The organism is Micromonospora sp. NPDC005257 (genome assembly GCF_042872445.1).
In the GTDB taxonomy this organism is placed as follows: Bacteria; Actinomycetota; Actinomycetes; order Mycobacteriales; family Micromonosporaceae; genus Micromonospora.
Genome location: NZ_JBIAKL010000002.1, coordinates 288816 through 305170, shown reverse-complemented (window position 1 = coordinate 305170; position 16355 = coordinate 288816). Strand labels below are relative to the sequence as shown.

Annotated in this window: 13 protein-coding genes and 1 pseudogene; 6 read left to right on the top strand and 8 right to left on the bottom strand. The window is 70.2% G+C overall.

Annotated elements, in window-relative coordinates; all coding sequences use genetic code 11:
• Positions 1-28: 28 nt before the first annotated feature.
• The 4 genes from ACFYO8_RS04970 to ACFYO8_RS04955 form a co-directional block, all read right to left on the bottom strand.
• Positions 29-2770: an AAA family ATPase gene (locus ACFYO8_RS04970; RefSeq protein WP_354874908.1), complete on the bottom strand. Its 2742-nt coding sequence runs from the start codon at positions 2768-2770 to the stop codon at positions 29-31.
• Between the two features lie 79 nt (positions 2771-2849).
• Complete coding sequence (locus ACFYO8_RS04965) at positions 2850-4127, bottom strand: cation:proton antiporter (protein ID WP_354874906.1); 1278 nt, start codon at positions 4125-4127, stop codon at positions 2850-2852.
• A 42-nt stretch (positions 4128-4169) separates the two neighbouring features.
• Positions 4170-4760 (bottom strand): response regulator transcription factor, encoded by a 591-nt coding sequence (locus ACFYO8_RS04960; protein WP_354874904.1) that lies wholly within the window; start codon positions 4758-4760, stop codon positions 4170-4172.
• Positions 4761-6124: 1364 nt separating this feature from the next.
• Positions 6125-6811: a TetR/AcrR family transcriptional regulator C-terminal domain-containing protein gene (locus ACFYO8_RS04955; protein ID WP_354874902.1), complete on the bottom strand. Its 687-nt coding sequence runs from the start codon at positions 6809-6811 to the stop codon at positions 6125-6127.
• Between the two features lie 208 nt (positions 6812-7019).
• Here ACFYO8_RS04955 and ACFYO8_RS04950 point away from each other — a divergent pair, with 208 nt between their 5' ends.
• Together ACFYO8_RS04950 and ACFYO8_RS04945 are read left to right on the top strand one after the other, a co-directional pair.
• Positions 7020-8489, top strand: a complete 1470-nt coding sequence (locus tag ACFYO8_RS04950; RefSeq protein ID WP_355047517.1) for an MFS transporter — start codon at positions 7020-7022, stop codon at positions 8487-8489.
• A 307-nt stretch (positions 8490-8796) separates the two neighbouring features.
• Positions 8797-9738, top strand: coding sequence for a cation diffusion facilitator family transporter (locus tag ACFYO8_RS04945; protein ID WP_354874898.1), 942 nt, complete (start codon positions 8797-8799; stop codon positions 9736-9738).
• Between the two features lie 197 nt (positions 9739-9935).
• On the opposite strand, the pseudogene ACFYO8_RS04940 reads toward ACFYO8_RS04945, so the two are convergent.
• A pseudogene (locus ACFYO8_RS04940) lies at positions 9936-10187 on the bottom strand (hypothetical protein); the annotation flags it as partial.
• 38 nt (positions 10188-10225) lie between these two features.
• Positions 10226-11863: an ABC-F family ATP-binding cassette domain-containing protein gene (locus ACFYO8_RS04935; RefSeq protein WP_354874822.1), complete on the bottom strand. Its 1638-nt coding sequence runs from the start codon at positions 11861-11863 to the stop codon at positions 10226-10228.
• An 85-nt stretch (positions 11864-11948) separates the two neighbouring features.
• On the opposite strand from ACFYO8_RS04935, the gene ACFYO8_RS04930 reads away from it, so the two are divergent.
• From ACFYO8_RS04930 to ACFYO8_RS04920, 3 genes are all read left to right on the top strand, one after another.
• Positions 11949-12719 (top strand): ROK family protein, encoded by a 771-nt coding sequence (locus ACFYO8_RS04930; protein WP_354874824.1) that lies wholly within the window; start codon positions 11949-11951, stop codon positions 12717-12719.
• A gap of 88 nt (positions 12720-12807) precedes the next feature.
• The gene (locus tag ACFYO8_RS04925; protein WP_354874826.1) at positions 12808-13170 is read left to right on the top strand and encodes a tetratricopeptide repeat protein; all 363 of its coding nucleotides are present in this window, start codon (positions 12808-12810) and stop codon (positions 13168-13170) included.
• A gap of 79 nt (positions 13171-13249) precedes the next feature.
• Positions 13250-13504 carry a Smr/MutS family protein gene (locus tag ACFYO8_RS04920; protein WP_013288724.1) on the top strand — a complete coding sequence of 85 codons (255 nt, stop codon included), beginning with the start codon at positions 13250-13252 and terminating at the stop codon, positions 13502-13504.
• 786 nt (positions 13505-14290) lie between these two features.
• Here ACFYO8_RS04920 and ACFYO8_RS04915 read toward each other — a convergent pair.
• Together ACFYO8_RS04915 and ACFYO8_RS04910 are read right to left on the bottom strand one after the other, a co-directional pair.
• Positions 14291-14860 (bottom strand): YciI family protein, encoded by a 570-nt coding sequence (locus ACFYO8_RS04915; protein WP_354874829.1) that lies wholly within the window; start codon positions 14858-14860, stop codon positions 14291-14293.
• A 123-nt stretch (positions 14861-14983) separates the two neighbouring features.
• Positions 14984-15334 (bottom strand): helix-turn-helix domain-containing protein, encoded by a 351-nt coding sequence (locus ACFYO8_RS04910; protein ID WP_354874831.1) that lies wholly within the window; start codon positions 15332-15334, stop codon positions 14984-14986.
• Positions 15335-15363: 29 nt separating this feature from the next.
• Here ACFYO8_RS04910 and ACFYO8_RS04905 point away from each other — a divergent pair, with 29 nt between their 5' ends.
• A complete protein-coding gene (locus tag ACFYO8_RS04905; RefSeq protein WP_354874833.1) occupies positions 15364-16248 on the top strand; it encodes an NAD(P)-binding domain-containing protein in 885 nt (294 codons plus the stop codon).
• Positions 16249-16355 lie beyond the last annotated feature (107 nt).

The following is a 16355-nucleotide window of genomic DNA, read 5'->3' as shown; positions in this document are numbered from 1 at the left end:
GAGCAACCGGGCCGACGGTACGACAGTGTCAGACGCGTTCGGACAGGAACGAGGAGAGCTGGGTACGGCGGCGGATGCCGAGTTTGCGGTACGTGCGGGTGAGATGCTGTTCGACGGTGCTGACCGTGATGAAGAGCTTCCGCGCGATCTGGTGGTTGGTGGAGCCGCGGGCGGCCAGTTCCGCCACCCGCAGCTCGGCGGAGCTGAGCTGGTGGACGGGATGGGTGCCGTCCCCGATGATCTCCGTCCCCGCGTCGTCGGCCGTCGCCTGCCGGTCCGGAAGGAGCACGGCACCACACCGGTCGGCCAGCGCCCTCGCCCGCTCGGCGTCGCGGCGGGCGTGGGTGACGTCGCCCAGTGACTCGTGGGCGTGGTGCAGGTCGGCGATCGTGTAGGCAAGGTTCAGCGAGTCGCCGCAGCGGTCCAGGTTGTTCGCCGCCCTCAGCAGCAGCGCCGGACGCTCGTCGGGCCGGACCGTCTCGGCGAGCGCGCGGTAGACCTGGCCGCTGACGCGGAGCTCGCCCGGGGGAAGCAGCGTCATCTGTTCGGTGAGCAGTTCCCTCGCCTGCGCTACGAGGCCCTTGTGCAGGTACGCACGAGCGGCGTGGACGCGCCAGGGCACCACGGCCGGGCAGTCCGCCTTCCAGAGCTTCATCAGGTGCCCGGCCGCGAGGAAGTCGCGCACGGCGGCGTCGTGACGGCCGTGCGCGAGGTGCAGATGACCGCGCGCGTTGAGGTACAGCACCCCGCCGAGGGTCGAGAAGGCGGCACCGGGGACGGGGGAGTCCAGATGCCGTTCGGCCGCGTCGAGATCCCCTCTCGCGGTGGCGATGAGGATGAGAAGCGAGAGCGGTACGACGATCGCCGCTCCCCAGCTCTCGCGCGGCATGAGGGCGAGGGCGTTGAGGACCTGCCGCTCGGCGCCGCGCAGGTCGCCGTGCCGATAGTGGATCTCCGCCCGGGTAGCGACGAACAGGGCGTTCCACACGAGCCCGTACATCTGCCCGGTGGAGGCGAGGAGGGCGTCGCACCACACCGACGCCTTGTCGAGCTTGCCGGCATAGACGAGCACCAGGAGCGCGGCGAGTGAGGACGGCGGGCTCGCCGCGCCGGTCAGCGCCTCCCGGAGGACGAACTCCGCGGCCGCGACCGTCCCCTGGTCGCCGGTGCCGTCCAGGACGGCCCGGAGCGCGGCAGCGGCTCGATGGTCGGCGGGGCCCAGTCCGCCGCTCGCCACGGGCACCGCCTCGACCTCCGGTGCGGTCGCGATGCCCGGAAAAGCGAGCGGGAGCCAGAGGCGCAGCCGGTCGGCGTACCCGGCTTCGGGCTGCGCGGAGCAATCGGGGCCGAAGCTGGACATCACCCGCGCCGCCTGATCAACCTGGCCGTTCCAGAGCAGACTTCGGGTGACGGAGACGGCCTGCCGGACGGAGAGTTCACCCTCCGCGGCCGCCGTGACCAGGTCGGGCAGGTATCTTCTGGCAGCCGCCGGGTCGTACCGCCACATGAGGTCGGTGAGCCTCGCCGCGGTGTCGATCCGCGCCCGCCGGCCCACGGATTCCCGGTGCGCCCGCTCCAGGAAGCTGATCGCGGCCTTGTGGTCTCCGCTGGCGAGCGCCTGATCCGCGGCTTCACAGAGCACGTGTTTCGCCCAGGGCGCCGCCTCGTCACTGCGTACGAGATGACCTGCGGTCACCAGGGCGGGAGCGGCCTCCTGGTGCAGCAGGCGGGCGGCGTGCGACTGCATGGCGTGGCGTGCCTGACGCGGGATGCTGCGCAGCACTGCCTCGCGCACGCCCGGCAGGCCGAGCAGGTCTGGTCGCAGCAGTCCGCCGACGGCGGGTGAGGCGGCCACCCGGGCGACGTACTCGGCATTGATCCCGCAGAGGCGCGCGACGACGGCGGCGGACCGGAACTCCCCGAGCAGGGCCGTCGCCTGCGCGATCTCGAGCACCACCGGTTCGGCCCGGTAGAGGCAGCTGAGCACGGCACGTGCGAAGGCCGGGCCGGGCGCGGGACGCAGGTGCTCGTCCGGCTCCCAGATCCGGTTGCCGTAGTCCTCGGCGAGGGCGTGCACCAGCAACGGCCGACCGCCGCTCAGCCGTGCGCACTCGGGCGCCGCCCGTCGCGCCGTCGCCAGATCGAAGTACCCCTCCAGGACGGTACCGACTCCCGTCTCCGACAGCGGCTGGACGTCGATCGGGATGTGGTGGGACATCCTGAGGATCTCCGCCTGGATGAGGCGTTGGACGGCGCTGCGACCCATGTCCGGGCAGTAGGTCAGGACGATCGAGGCCGGCGTGTTGTCCATCCGGCGGATGAGCCCGACCAGGTACCGCAGGGACTCGACGTCCATCAGGTGCGCGTCGTCGATGCACACGATCAGCGGCGACGAGTCGACGAGTCGCTCGAAGGCGGCGTGCAGCAGGTCGAGGACCGGCAGGGAGAGATCGTGGCGAGGTCCCGTCTCGTCGCGGCTCTCGGTCAACGCGCGGAGGTCACGGCTCACGTCGCCGACGAGGAGCCGGCACCTCCGAAGAAGCTGGTCGATGACCCCCAGCGGCTGGTCGCGTTCCAGGCTCGTCGCCGTGACGGCGAGGACGGTGGCGCCCGCGTCGGCGGTGTCGCGGGTGAAGGAGTCCAGCAGTGCCGTCTTTCCGCTCGCGAGCGAGCCGGCGATGGTGATCACCCGACTCTGGCCCGTGCAGCACTCGCTGTACGCGCGGGCCAGCGTTTTCTCTTCGTCATCCCGTTCGACAAGCTTGTCCATCACATCTCGTCATTCCGCTGTGCACCGATTGGGGCGAATGAGTAGACAATGGAGTTCCGTGCCGGCTTCCGTCGCGGGATCAGCCCGACGGCCTGGATGCCGCTGCCGAGAACGCGAGTGCCGGTGCCTGCGTCTCGCCGTGCCTGCGGTTGACCGCCGTGATGAGGGGTCCGGTCATCAGGGTCGTGACCAGCGCCATGACGACGAGGACCGAGAAGAGGCGTCCGTCGATGATGCCCGCGCTCAGTCCCACGTTGAGCGCGACGAGTTCGGTCAGGCCCCTGGTGTTCACCAGCGCCCCGATCAGGCCCGACTCCCGGGTGCCGAGACCGCCGAGTCGCGCCATGGCGTAACCGGCGAAGACCTTTCCGCCGATCGCGCAGACGAGGATCACGGCGAGCAGGAGCAGGTAGGGGCCGTTCAGCGCGCCGAGGTCGGTGGTCAGTCCGGTGACCACGAAGAACAGGGGCAGCAGGAGACCTCCGGTCCGCTCCATCGCGTTCAGCACGTCCGCGTCCGGCGCACCTCCCGGTCTCGGCATGGAGAGCCCCGCGACGAAGGCCCCGAAGATGGGGTGCAGGCCGAGAGAGGCGGTGGCCCAGGCCGCCGCGGCGGCGAGTACCAGCGCGACCGGAACGTGTCGTGCGACGACAGTGCCGGGGCGCTCGACCCACCACTTCAGCGCCGGCCGGACCAAGAGGATCATCACCCCGAGGAACCCCGCCAGGAGCAGGAACGTCGTGATCCAGGGCCGGCCCGTGGCCGCGTCGGTGCCGATGACGGCGGCGGCGAGGATGAGCCATGCGCCCACGTCCATCAGTCCGGCAGCCGCCGTGGCGATGTCGCCCACGGGTGTGCCGGCGATTCCGCGCTCCCTCATGATCGCGGCCAGTACCGGTAGGGCCGTGATCGACATGGCGATGCCGAAGAACAGCACGAAGGACCGGCCCTCCGAGTGCTGATCGGCGAAGAGACTCACGTGCTGCACCCCGACGGCGATCCCCGAACCGAGGGCGGCCGGGAGGAGGATCGCGCCGGCCGAGATCAGCAGGATCGGCCGGCGATTGCGTCGCACCGACCTCAGGTCGATCTCGTAGCCGACACCGAACATGAAGATCATGACGGCGACCTGGGCGATGACGGAGATGAAGGGTATGGAACTCTTCGTGAATATCTGATGCGTCGGATCGCCCGGCAATTGGCCCAGCAGGCTCGGCCCGAGGAGGATTCCCGCCGTTATCTGACCGATCACCGTGGGCTGCCCGAGGCGGCGCGCGAGGGCGCCGAGCAGGCTCGACGCCGCGAGAACGAGTGCGATACCGCCGATGACGTCAGCCGTCACCGATTCCATGTTCATCGTCAGAACTCCACTGCTCGATGTGATCGGCCAAATGGGCGTTCAGAACCAATGTGCGTCTCTTGCCATACGCAGCGCGTCGATGCGGTTTCGTGCGCCGAGTTTCGTCACGAGGGCGCAGAGGTAGTTGCGCACCGTTCCTTCCGACAGGTGAAGTCGCCCCGCGATCTCCCCGGTCGTGTCCCCGTAGGAGAGGCGTTCCAGCACCGACAGTTCGCGTGAGGTCAGCGGGCAACCGGAGTTCGCCAGGGCGGCGACCGTCAGATCGGCGTCGAACACGCGTTCGCCCCGGTGCACCCGCTGTAGCGCCTCGAAGAATCGACTGGGCGGTACGGTCCGGTGCAACATTCCGTCCACCACGCCGGAGAAAGCCCGTCGGACGATAGGCCTGGTGAAGCTCTCGGCCAGGACCACGGTCCGGCACTCCGGAATACCTGAGATCTTTTCGGCAAGGGCGATCACCGCGTGATCCGCACCGTCGAAGCAGATGATGACGATGTCCGGCCGATGCACCTCGGCGAACTCCAGAGTGTCGACGTCGCCGCCGACGGTCCCGGCGATCTCGATGTCGTGTTTCTCGATCAGTGCGGCGAGCGCACTCCGAGACAAGAGTATGTCGTCGGATATCAACACTCTCATTTCCTTACCCCTTCGAATTGCGCAGTTGACTCCAGGCGGGTGAGGGCGGTCTGGCCGAAATTCGCGCCGATGGTGCGGTCGAAGGCGGGCTCAACCGGCGCGAGGAGGCGTGTGGATCCGGAGCGGCGTGTCAGGGTGACCTGCAGTAGGCCGGGCGACGGTGGTGAACAGCCGGGAAAGTCCACTGCGACAGCAAATCGACAACCGTCTTGGTGCGGCTATTGCCGTAGCCCGGTTTCGGCTGGTTTCCGGCGGATCCCGACCCCACCATGGGCAGACGACCCGCGCGCAGACGCCATTCGCGTTCGAGGCGCCGTTGTCGTCGGGCTGCGAGGCAATCCCGCCTACCGAATTCTCTGTACCGCTGCATCACGACCACCCTCCGCCGAGATTCCGCCTCATCGAGGAGGCTGACACCTCGGCCGCCGCCCGGTCGGCTCGTGTCGACTCTGATTGCTGCCCTTGTCGGCAGGCCGATGGCCCAGAAAAACATTGCGATCCGGGTAGTCGCCACCTGATCGCCCGGCCGGATCTCCGCTATTGGTCCCGGTCGGTAAGTTCCGCTCGGGAAAATCTGGCGGCAACCCGGTTGAGGCGCGCGCCGGCATACCTGCCGGCGCACCCGGCGTCTCCCGTCGGCGGGAGCTGTCCCGCGTCGGCTGAATGGTGTCGTCGCAGCGGCTGGCGCACGCGGAAACGGCCGCTGGGAAGCCCGCGGTGGCTGCGCCACGGGATTCCTGTCGGGCGGCTAAGCGTGCCGCGGGCCCGAGCCGGATGCGACGAGAATGTCCTCAGCGTCGAGGCGGGGCGCCGAAGGAATGGCTGCTCCCGCGCGCGCCCCTCATCCGGTACGGCGTACGCCGCCCGAAATTGCTCGACCCGTCCTCACCGACCTGCATATTTCCCCCGTTCGACTGACCGTAGCTTCGACTTCCGTCAATGGAAATAGATCAAATAGGACTTCCATGGCTGGCTACGAGCAGAAGATAACCACATAGGTCAGGGGGGTCAAGGCCGTTCCAGAATGAATATGTAAACTGTAGCTAATAGTGCTTGGTAATGCTATGTCACCGATTGTACGTTTGAGGGCTGCACTGAGTGCTGGGCAGCGCTGTGAGCTGGGGTTATGGCTCATCGGGCACGCCTCGGACGGCGGGCTCGCCCGGGCCCGGGCCTACCGCTCGTCAACCATTTCGTGTCGCAGATCTGTCGGATGAAGGGCGGCGGTGGATCGCCGCACAACCTTTTCGGGTGGTCGTCGACGCGGTCACCCGCCGGACCCGGATCATGGATCGCGACCGCCGGCGTGACCGGATCCGGTCACGCCGGCACGGGCCCGTCAGCAGGGCGAACGCGGCTCAGGCGACGCCGGCCCGGCCCGGGTCGGTCTCCGCGGCAAGCGACGGCGCGGGTTGTTCCTGCTGCGGCCGGACCGAGGGCAGTCGGCAGAGCCCCGCGATGAAGACGGTCAGCCCGAATTCGAAGCGTTCCGCCGGGGCCGCCGCGGTCAGCGCCGTGAGAGCCGCCGCGTACTGCGGCGACACCTCGACGCCGAGCCGTTCGGTGCGGGACCGCCAGCCGTCGTTCGGCTGCTGCCGCAGCTGCGCCTGCTCCTCGATGGTGTGGCCGAGAACGTAGTAGAAGAGGGCGAAGGTGGCGGATCCGGCCTCGGTGGGCGGGAGTCCGGCCCGGCACAGCACCTGAACGGCCAGGTCCGAGCCGACAACGGTGTTCACGCCGGGCGCGAATGTGCCGGCCACCACCCGGGCGCCGTCGCGGCGGCTGATCAGGGCCTTACGCAGCCGGTTGCCCAGGATCCGTATCTGCTCGGTCCAGGGGACGTCGGGCAGTGGCGCGCCGACACCCTCGATGATCCGGTCGGCCATGGCGTCGAGCATGGCTTCCTTGTTGGGGAAGTGCCGGTAGAGGGCTCCGCCCTGCACGTTGAGTGCCGCGCCCAGCCTGCGCATCGTGAGCTGGTCCAGACCCTCGGCGTCGAGCAGGCGTAGTGCCTCGTCGACGACGTCCGCCTTGCGCAGTGGCATGGATTCTCCTCCTCGGGCGACGAGTCACCGGCGGTGACCTGCGGGTCATGGCCGCCGACCGGGGTGCCCGGACGGGCGGTGCCACGTGTGCCCGCCGGGATCCGTCCCCGGGATCTGCCGTCGGCATGTGCGTCCGCCCTTGATTGAGCCCCCGTCGGACGGTAGCGTGAACAGCGTTCACTCACAGTCGGGCTATCGAGGAGACTCCATGTCTGAGACGCGGGTCGCGTCGACGCACCCGGCTGCCCAACCGAATCCGCGGTTGGGCATCGTCGTGGCCGTCGCCTGCCTCGCCCTCTTCATGGCAGTTCTCGATTCCACCATCGTAACCATGGCCCTGCCGAACATGAAGATCGGTTTGGGGCTGTCGGACGGCCAACAGCAGTGGGTCGTCAGCGGCTACCTGGTCACCCTCGGTGGCCTGCTGCTCCTGGCGGCCAGGGCCGGTGACCTCTTCGGGCACAAGCGGGTCTTCCTCTTCGGGGTGGTCGTCTTCACCGCCGCGAGTCTCGTGGGCGGCCTGGCGACAAACGCGACGGTGCTGATCGCGGCCCGGATCGTCCAGGGTGCCGGCGCCGCCGCGCTGACCCCGACCAGCTTGAGCCTCATCACCGCGAGTCATCCCGAGGGCCCTCTGCGCGCGCGTGCCCTGGCGCTGTGGAGCATGATGGGAGGCGTCGCCGGCCTGGTCGGCGTCGTCCTCGGTGGGGTGCTCACCGCCGAGCTGAGCTGGCGCTGGGTGCTGTTCGTCAACATCCTGCCCGGCATCGTGCTCCTGGTCGCCGGGCAGCGTTACCTTCTGCCCACGGTCAGGGCCGCGCACGTCCGGCTCGATCTGATCGGCGCTCTGTGCGTCACCGTCGGCGTCGGAGCTCTCACCAATGGTTTCTCCGAGGCGTCGACCGCCGGATGGGGCTCACCGAAGGTGGTGATCCCGCTGGCCGTGGCTGCCGTCCTCATCGCCGCGTTCCTGGTGGCCGAGGTCAAGGCGCCGCAACCGCTCATCCCGCTCGCCCTGGTCCGACCGCGGAACCTGCGGATCGCGAACCTGCTCATGCTGTTCGTCGGCGTGACGCTGACAGCGCTGATGTACTTCCTCTCGCTGTACTGCCAGCAGGTTCTCGGCTACAGCGCGCTACGGACCGGCATGGCGTTGTTGCCCGTCACCGTCGTCTTCGTCATCGGCGGTCTCACCTCTCGCCACCTCGTCCCCAAGTTCGGCTCCCGGCCGGTCCTCGTGGCCGGTGGCCTCATCGCCACCGTGGGCATCCTCTGGCTCGCCACCGTGCCCACCCACTCCGCCTACGTGACCCACATCCTCCTGCCCAATCTGGTCGGCGGCTTCGGTGTCAGTGTCATGCTGCTCGCCATCACGATCAGTGGCACCACCGGCGTGGACGCGGAGAACGCCGGTGCCGCCTCCGGGCTGCTCAACACGTCCCGGCAGATCGGCGGCGCAGTCGGTCTCGCGGTACTGGTGAACATCGCGTCCAGTGTGACCTCTCGGGTGAGTCACGACAATGGTCAGCTCGACGCACTCGTCCAGGGCTACCGCATTACTTTCCTCGTGAACGCGGGTCTCATGTTCCTCGCCGTGCTCGTCGCCCTGGCGTTGTCTCCTGCGGTGCCCCGCGCGGAGGAGACGCACGAAGCGCTCGACGAGCCGGTAGGAGCGTAGGCGCCTCACTGCCCGGGCGGCGTGCCCTCGTTGGAACGGTGACCGACCGGTACGGGCAGCACCCGGTGCACGTGCACCCGCTACCGGTGCAGGAGCACATCCTCGAGGCCTTCGGCCGGCTCGGCTTCGACTTCACGTGCGCCGGTGTGGTCGGTGGCGCCGCCCTCGGCACCGCCTGCCAGTCGTCGACTGCTCCAGCCCGCTCGTCGGGCCGACTTCTCGACCGGCACCCCTGTCGGCGGGTCGGCCGGACCGCTGGCACACTGACCCCCCAAAAACCGTGACGTACGACGAGGGGGAACAGCCGATGGCTGCGGAAGGCAGCACCAAGGCAGTGGTGACGGCGCTGGCCGCGAACCTGGGCATCGCGGTGAGCAAGTTCGTCGCCGCGGGCATCACCGGGTCCGCGTCCATGCTCGCCGAGGGCGTGCACTCGGTCGCGGACTCCACGAACCAGGCCCTTCTGCTGGTGGGCGGGAAGCGCGCCCGCCGCGCCCCGACCGCGCTGCACCCCTTCGGGTATGCCCGTGAGCGCTACGTCTACTCGTTCATCGTTGCGATCATCCTGTTCACCCTCGGCGGTCTGTACGCCCTCTACGAGGGCTACCACAAGATCAGCGACCCGCACGAGCTGTCCTCGCCGCTCGTCGCCGTCGCCGTCCTGCTGATCGCGCTCGCCCTGGAGGGCTTCGCCCTGCGGACCGCGGTGAAGGAGGCGAACAAGGTACGCGGCAAGCGGACCTGGGTCTCCTTCGTCCGCCACGCCCGCGCCCCGGAACTGCCGGTGATCCTGCTGGAGGACGCCGGCGCCCTGCTCGGCCTGCTGTTCGCCCTGTCCGGCGTGGGCTTGAGCGTGCTCACCGGGAACGCGATCTTCGACGGCATCGGCACCCTGTGCATCGGCGTCCTGCTGGTCGTCATCGCCGTCGTCCTCGCCGTCGAGACCAAGAGCCTGCTCATCGGCGAGGCCGCCGTGCCCGAGGAGGTGAGCACGATCCACGCCGAGCTGGTCTCCACCCCGGGCGTCGACCGGGTCATCCACCTGCGCACCCTGCACCTGGGGCCGGAGGAACTCCTGGTCGCCGCGAAGATCGCGATCAGCACCTCCGACCGGGGATCCGACGTCGCCGCCACCATCGACGACGCCGAGGCGCGGATCCGCCGGGCGCTGCCCACCGCCACGGCGATCTACCTCGAACCCGACATCGACCGGCAGCCCGCACCCGCCGCCACCACGTCCGGCACCTGACGACGACCCAGGTGCCCCCGACGCCAGGACTCGCGGCTGCCCGCTCGATCATGGAGTTTCGGCCCGGACCAAGCTCGCAAAAAGGGGCAGGCGAAGGGCCGCAACTGCAAGATCGCGCGGGCGGGGCGGGGTTAGGGGGAGAGGGTGCGGCGGACCGTGCGGGAGCCTCGCATGCGCTGGCGGGGCTGGGCGGGAGCAGTCTTCGGGCGCTTGAGGTGGTAGCGGTGCAGCTCGTTGTTGCCGGGAAGCGACGGGTCCTCGCTCATCGCGACCAGTTCCCAGCCCTGGTCACCGGCCCGGTTCAGGTGGGCCAGCGCGGTGTCGCCGTAGGGCGTCACGTCGATCATGGAGCCGTCCGGGCCGTACCAGATGAAGACGACTTCGAACCCGAGGTCGGTCGTGGCGGGTTGACGACGGCGGACCAGCAGCGCGTACTCCCACTTGAGCATGCGCTCATTGTGGACCGGCGCGCGCCGGTCGGCACGGATCAGTGCTCGGCGATCCGTCCGTCCGCCACGCGTAGCCGCCGGTTCACGCTCACCGCGTCGAGCATCCGCCGGTCGTGGGTCACCAGCAGCAGCGTGCCCGGGTAGCTCGCCAGCGCCGACTCCAGTTGCTCGATAGCGGTCAGGTCGAGGTGGTTGGTCGGCTCGTCGAGCACCAGCAGGTTGACCCCGCGGCCCTGGAGCAGAGCCAGCGCGGCCCGGGTCCGCTCGCCGGGGGACAGCGTCGCCGCCGGTCGCAGCACGTGGTCGGCGCGCAGCCCGAACTTGGCCAGCAGCGTCCGCACGTCCGCCGGGGCCAGATCGGGTACGGCGGCACCGAACGCGTCGAGCAGCGGCTGGTCGCCGAGGAACAGTCCCCGGGCCTGGTCGACCTCGCCGACCACCACACCCGGGCCGAGCGCGGCGTGTCCCTCGTCCAGTGGCAGCCGGCCGAGCAGCGCGGCGAGCAGGGTGCTCTTGCCGGAGCCGTTCGCCCCGGTGATCGCGACCCGGTCGGCCCAGTCGATCTGCAGGTCCACCGGTCCGAGCGTGAAGCCGCCACGGCGTACCACCGCTTGCCGGAGCGAGGCCACGACGGCGCCGGCGCGGGGCGCGGCGGCGATCTCCATCCGCAGCTCCCACTCCTTGCGCGGCTCCTCGACCACATCCAGCCGCTCGATCAGCCGGGCGGTCTGCTTGGCCTTGGCGGCCTGCTTCTCGGTCGACTCGGCGCGGAACTTGCGGCCGACCTTGTCGTTGTCGGTGGCCTTGCGCCGGGCGTTCTTGACGCCCTTCTCCATCCACGCCCGCTGGGTGCGGGCGCGCGCCTCCAGGCCGGCCTTCGTGTCGGCGTACTCCTCGAACTCCTCGCGGGCGTGCCGGCGCGCCACCTCCCGCTCCTCCAGGTAGGCCGCGTAGCCACCGCCGTAGTGCTTGACCTGCCGCTGGTGCAGGTCCAGCTCGACGATCCGGTTGACGGTGCGGGTGAGGAACTCCCGGTCGTGGCTGACCAGCACGGTCCCGGCGCGCAGGCCGGTGACGAAGCGTTCCAGCCGGTCCAGCCCGGCCAGGTCGAGGTCGTTCGTGGGCTCGTCGAGCAGGAAGACGTCGTACCGGCTGAGCAGCAGCGACGCGAGCCCGGCGCGGGCCGCCTGCCCGCCGGACAGGCCGGTCATCGGATGGTCCAGGTCGACGTCGAGACCCAGCTCGGCGGCGACCTGCGCGGCCCGCTCGTCCAGATCCGCGCCGCCGAGGTCGAGCCAGCGTTCCAAGGCGTTCGCGTACGTGTCGTCGGCGCCCGCCGCCCCGGCGGTGAGCGCCTCGGTCGCGGCGTCCAGCGCGGCCTGCGCGGCACTCACCCCGGTCCGCCGGGCCAGGAAGTCGCGGACCGTCTCGCCGGGCCGGCGCTCCGGCTCCTGCGGCAGGTAGCCGACCGTCGCCGTGGGCGGGCTCAGCGCCACCGAGCCCTGCTCGCGAGGGGCAAGACCCGCGAGGGTACGCAGCAGCGTGGACTTGCCGGCGCCGTTCACACCGACCAGGCCGATCACGTCGCCCGGCGCGACGACCAGGTCGAGGTCTTCGAAGAGGATGCGGTCACCGTGGCCGGCGGTGAGGTCCTTGGCGATCAACGTGGCGCTCATCAGGGAACCGAGCCTACCGGCGGGCGCATCCGGATTACGGTGACCCGCGCCCGCGGCGGCACCGATCTGAGGGAGACTCACAGCCGTGGTGACCACACTGGCGATCGACTGTGGTGGCGGCGGGATCAAGGCCTCCGTGCTGGATGCCGCCGGGACCATGCGCTCCCGGCCGCTTCGCGTGCCCACGCCGTACCCCCTGCCGCCCGGCCTGTTCGTCAAGACGCTGCTGGATCTCGGCGCCCGGCTGCCCACGGCGGACCGGCTCACCGTCGGCATGCCCGGCATGATCCGGCACGGCGTCGTGGTGGCGACGCCGCACTACGTGACCCGCTCCGGGCCGCGCAGCCGCGTCGACCCGGACCTGGTGGCCGAGTGGTCCGGGTACGACGCGCGCACCGCGCTGGCCGAGGCGTTCGGGGTGCCGGCGCTGGTGCTCAACGACGCCGAGGTGCACGGCGCGGGTGTGGTCGCCGGGACCGGTTGCGAGCTGGTGCTGACGCTCGGCACCGGGCTGGGCAGCGCGCTGTTCGACGGCGGGGTGCTGGCGCCGCACCTGGAGTTGTCGCACGCGCCGGTGCGGTGGAACACCACCTACGACACGTACGTGGGGGAGCCGGAACGGCGGCGCCTGGGCGACGCGTTCTGGTCGCGGCGGATCCGGCAGGTGGTGGACGGCCTGCGGCCGGTGTTCCGCTGGGACCGGCTGTACCTCGGCGGCGGCAACTCCCGGTTGATCCGGCCCGAGCAGGTGGCCCGGATGGGGGACGATGTGGTGATCGTCCCGAACACTGCCGGAATCGTGGGCGGTGTCCGGGCCTGGGACCTGATCGGCGGCCGGTACGACCCGACCACCTGATCTTTCACCCCGCAGGAACACTCGCGGTTCCGCCGGTGTTGTGCCAGCGTCGGACCAAGGGCTGGCGCGATACGAGGAGGTGGGTCGAGTGGATCTTCTGGCGGATTACCGGCGGGCGACCATGTTCTTCGAAGCGGGTGACCCGACCGGGGCGGCCCGGCTGCTCGAACCGATCATCGAGGCGGAGCCGGACAACTCCTCGGTCCGGCAGCTGCTGGCCCGCGCGTACTTCCAGTCGGCCCAGCTGAACCGGGCCGAGGAGCAGCTGCGCGAGCTGGTCGACCGCGACCCGAGCGACCACTACGCGCACCACGTGCTCGGCCGCACGCTGGAGCGGATGAACCGGCCGGTGGACGCGCTGCGGCACCTGCGCATCGCGGCCGCGATGTACTCGACGAACACCGACTACGCCACCGCTCTGCGCCGGGTGGAGGGCAAGGTCGGTCGTTGACGGGCCATGCCGGTCGTTGACGGACCGCGAGGAAGGGCAGCCCAGGCGGGCTGCCCTTCCGCGTACCTAGGATGGGACCGTGAAGCTCAAGCTCGACCTCCACGACATCTACAACAAGGGCCACGACATCGATCGTGCGCTGCGCGGGATCATGGACGAGGCGGTGGCGAAGAAGGCCACGCTCGTGGAGATCATCCCGGGCAAGGGGTCGGGCGCGCTGAAGAAGAAGGTGCTGCGCTTCCTCGACCAGAAGGACGTGAAGCAGCTCTACCACCGGGTCGAGAAGGACTCGAAGAACTTCGGCCGCCTGTTCGTGCACTTCCGCTGGAAGTAGAGCCTCTGCAAGCCAGGTCAGCCGGCCGTACCGTGCAGGTGGGCGACCAGCCGACCGTATTCGTCCGGCTGCCGATGGCGGTCCGACCGCCCGGGTGGGCGACGTAGTGGTCGACGACGGAGGCGAGGAAGCGCGGCTGGACGCCGTCGGCGGGTATCGCCGGGCGACCCACCAGGCCACGACGCCGCACCAGCGCGGGGTCTGCGAACGTCAGCGGCAGCCGCATCATGGACCGCATGTCGTTGCTCGGCGCCTCGACGCGCGGCAGGGCCTCCCACGGGATCGTGCGCGACCCGAGGAGTCCCATCGTGCGAATGCCGTCCGGGCTGAGCCGCACGCTGTGCCCGCGCCACGCCGTGGCTACCACCAGCGTGACCAGCGCGAGCCAGGGCAGGTCGATGACGAGCTCGGACGTGGTCGCGGTGCCCGCGTCCGCGGAACGCAGGTATGAGCCGACGGTTGCGGAGGACTGACCGAGGAGTCCCAGGGCGAGGAGAACCCGCCACGCCGGGACCGGCGAGGCGAAGGCCGCGTTTCGCGGCAGCACCACCAGAGCGGCGGGCCGTGTCCCCATGCCGATGACTGCCAGGATCACGAGGGTCAGCGCGAGGAGGAGAAGCGGGAGGGCCGACGCCCGCGCCACGTCCGGCGCGTAGCCCATGGCGGCGGCGTTCCCGGCCGCTACCAGCAGGCCCGCGACCAGGAGGGGACGTCGGTGCCGCACCACGGCGGCAGAGATCGCGTCGAACACCCCCGCGACCCTACAACCGGGGTGCACCCGTTCCGCTACGCCGAGGCGGCGGCATCCGGGTCCGGGCGGCCGCCGAACACCCATTGGCGCACCTCGACCTCGGCGTACCGGTCGGCGGCCAGCACCGAGCGCGCCTCGTCCGGCCCGGTCGCCCGCACCAGCGCCGCCGTGCCGAGCCACGTCACGCCGTCGTCGGACAGCAGCGGTCCGTACGCGATCAGCCCGTCCTGTCGCTGCGGAAGCACCGGGCCTGTGCTCTGCGCTGGACCGAGGCCGAGCACCAGGTACCGGTTGCCGCCCGAGCGGCCGCCGGGAAAATCCCACATGGTGCGGCCCAGCATGTTGCGCCACCGGCGCAGCATCACGTCCCGGTACGCGCCGGCCTGGTAGTTGGGCTCGTCGAAGGCGAACGCCCGGGCGGCGGCGGGGTCGGGCAGGCTCAGGATGTGCACGCTGCCGGTCGGCGAGCCGTCGTCGGCGAGGGTCGGGCCGCGCGCGATCATCTGCTCCGCGAACCGGTCCATGTAGGACCAGTGTTCCTCGACCAGTTCCCGACGCAGAGCTGCCGAGCCGAGCCGATCGCGGTGGTAGCAGAAGAACTCCATGCCCCGAGTCTCCCGGACGTGGGCTCGCCGTCGATCACCAGGCGTAGCCACTTTTTTGTGGGTACTTGTCGCCGGGCGCGGCCGCGACGAACCTGGTTGTGGGCGGAGGCGGAAGAGGGCGGGTCAGGAGGCGGTGCGCGCTTCGGTGAGTTTGTCCAGCCGGCGGTGCCCCCAGTCGGAGAGGGGGGTCAGCGCCTCGGCGAGTTCGCGGCCGAACGGGGTCAGCGAGTACTCGGTCTTCAACGGCAGCACCTCGTACGCCTCCCGGTGCACCAGCCCGTCGCTCTCCATCTCGCGTAACGCCTGAGTCAGCACCTTCTCGGTGAGGCCGCGAAGCTCCCGGCGCAGCTCACCGGGGCGGCGCGGGCCGGATTCCAGCAGCCAGAGCAGGGCTGTCTTCCACTTGCCGTCGATCACGGCGATCGCGGCGGTCACTCCACAGACGTTCAGATCCTGGGCCCGGCTGCGCGTCATCTGCGTCCCATTCAGCAAGAGGAGTCTGCGTGAACATCAATCCCGACAAGTCTGTCACGGTGCTCGGCCTGGGCCCGATGGGTCGCGCGCTGGCCGGCGCCTTCCTGGACGCCGGAATCTCCACCACGGTCTGGAACCGCACACCCGGCAGGGACCGCGAGCTGGTCGAGCGGGGCGCGGCAAGCGCCCGGACCGCCGAAGAAGCCGTAGCCGCGAGCAGGCTGACGGTGGTCTGCGTGGTGAACTACGACGCGTCGGACGCGATCCTTCGCCGCGATGCGGTGGCCGCCGCGCTCCACGGGCGCACCGTCGTCAGCCTGACGGCAGACACCCCGGGCCGGGCCCGGGACACCGCCGACTGGGCGGCCGGACACGGCATCCGCTACCTCGACGGTGCGATCATGACGCCGACCACCACCATCGGCACCGAGGACGCGGTGCTCATCTACAGCGGTCCGGCGAGCGTCTATCAGGAGCATCAGCAGGTGCTCGACGCGCTCGGCGGCAGCCACACCCACCTCGGCGAGGAGATCGGGCGCGCGGCGGCGTACGACATCGTGCTGCTCGACATCTTCTGGACCGCGATGGCGGGCTACGCGCACGCGCTGGCCGTGGCGAAGGCGGAGGGCGTGACGGCCCGGGAGTTGACGCCGTTCGCCGCCGGCATCGCGGCGATCCTGCCGCCCATCTTCGAGGAGGGCGCGGCGGAGATGGACGCGGGCGACTTCCCCGGCGATGGCAATCCGATCACCTCCGCCGTGTCGTCGATGGCCCACATCGTGCACACGTCCGAGGCGCACGGCATCGACGCCGGGGTGATGCGCGCGGCCGAGGGCATGGCACGCCGCGTCGTCGGACTGGGCCACGGTACGGACGGGTTCCTGCGGGTCGCCGAAATCCTGGGCCGGCGCTGACCCCACCCACGCCACGTCGGCCAACGTTCCGGGCGTGGGCGGCTCGTCCGGGTTGAACCAGCCGTCGCGCTAGGCAGCACGGACGACGGTTTCAGACCCGCTCACCT

Coding starts and splice junctions, on each gene's coding strand:
- ACFYO8_RS04970 (WP_354874908.1), bottom strand. CDS start 2,770: ATGGACAAGCTTGTCGAACGGGATGACGAAGAGAAAACGCTGGCCCGC.
- ACFYO8_RS04965 (WP_354874906.1), bottom strand. CDS start 4,127: ATGAACATGGAATCGGTGACGGCTGACGTCATCGGCGGTATCGCACTC.
- ACFYO8_RS04955 (WP_354874902.1), bottom strand. CDS start 6,811: ATGCCACTGCGCAAGGCGGACGTCGTCGACGAGGCACTACGCCTGCTC.
- ACFYO8_RS04950 (WP_355047517.1), top strand. CDS start 7,020: ATGTCTGAGACGCGGGTCGCGTCGACGCACCCGGCTGCCCAACCGAAT.
- ACFYO8_RS04945 (WP_354874898.1), top strand. CDS start 8,797: ATGGCTGCGGAAGGCAGCACCAAGGCAGTGGTGACGGCGCTGGCCGCG.
- ACFYO8_RS04935 (WP_354874822.1), bottom strand. CDS start 11,863: ATGAGCGCCACGTTGATCGCCAAGGACCTCACCGCCGGCCACGGTGAC.
- ACFYO8_RS04915 (WP_354874829.1), bottom strand. CDS start 14,860: ATGGAGTTCTTCTGCTACCACCGCGATCGGCTCGGCTCGGCAGCTCTG.
- ACFYO8_RS04910 (WP_354874831.1), bottom strand. CDS start 15,334: ATGACGCGCAGCCGGGCCCAGGATCTGAACGTCTGTGGAGTGACCGCC.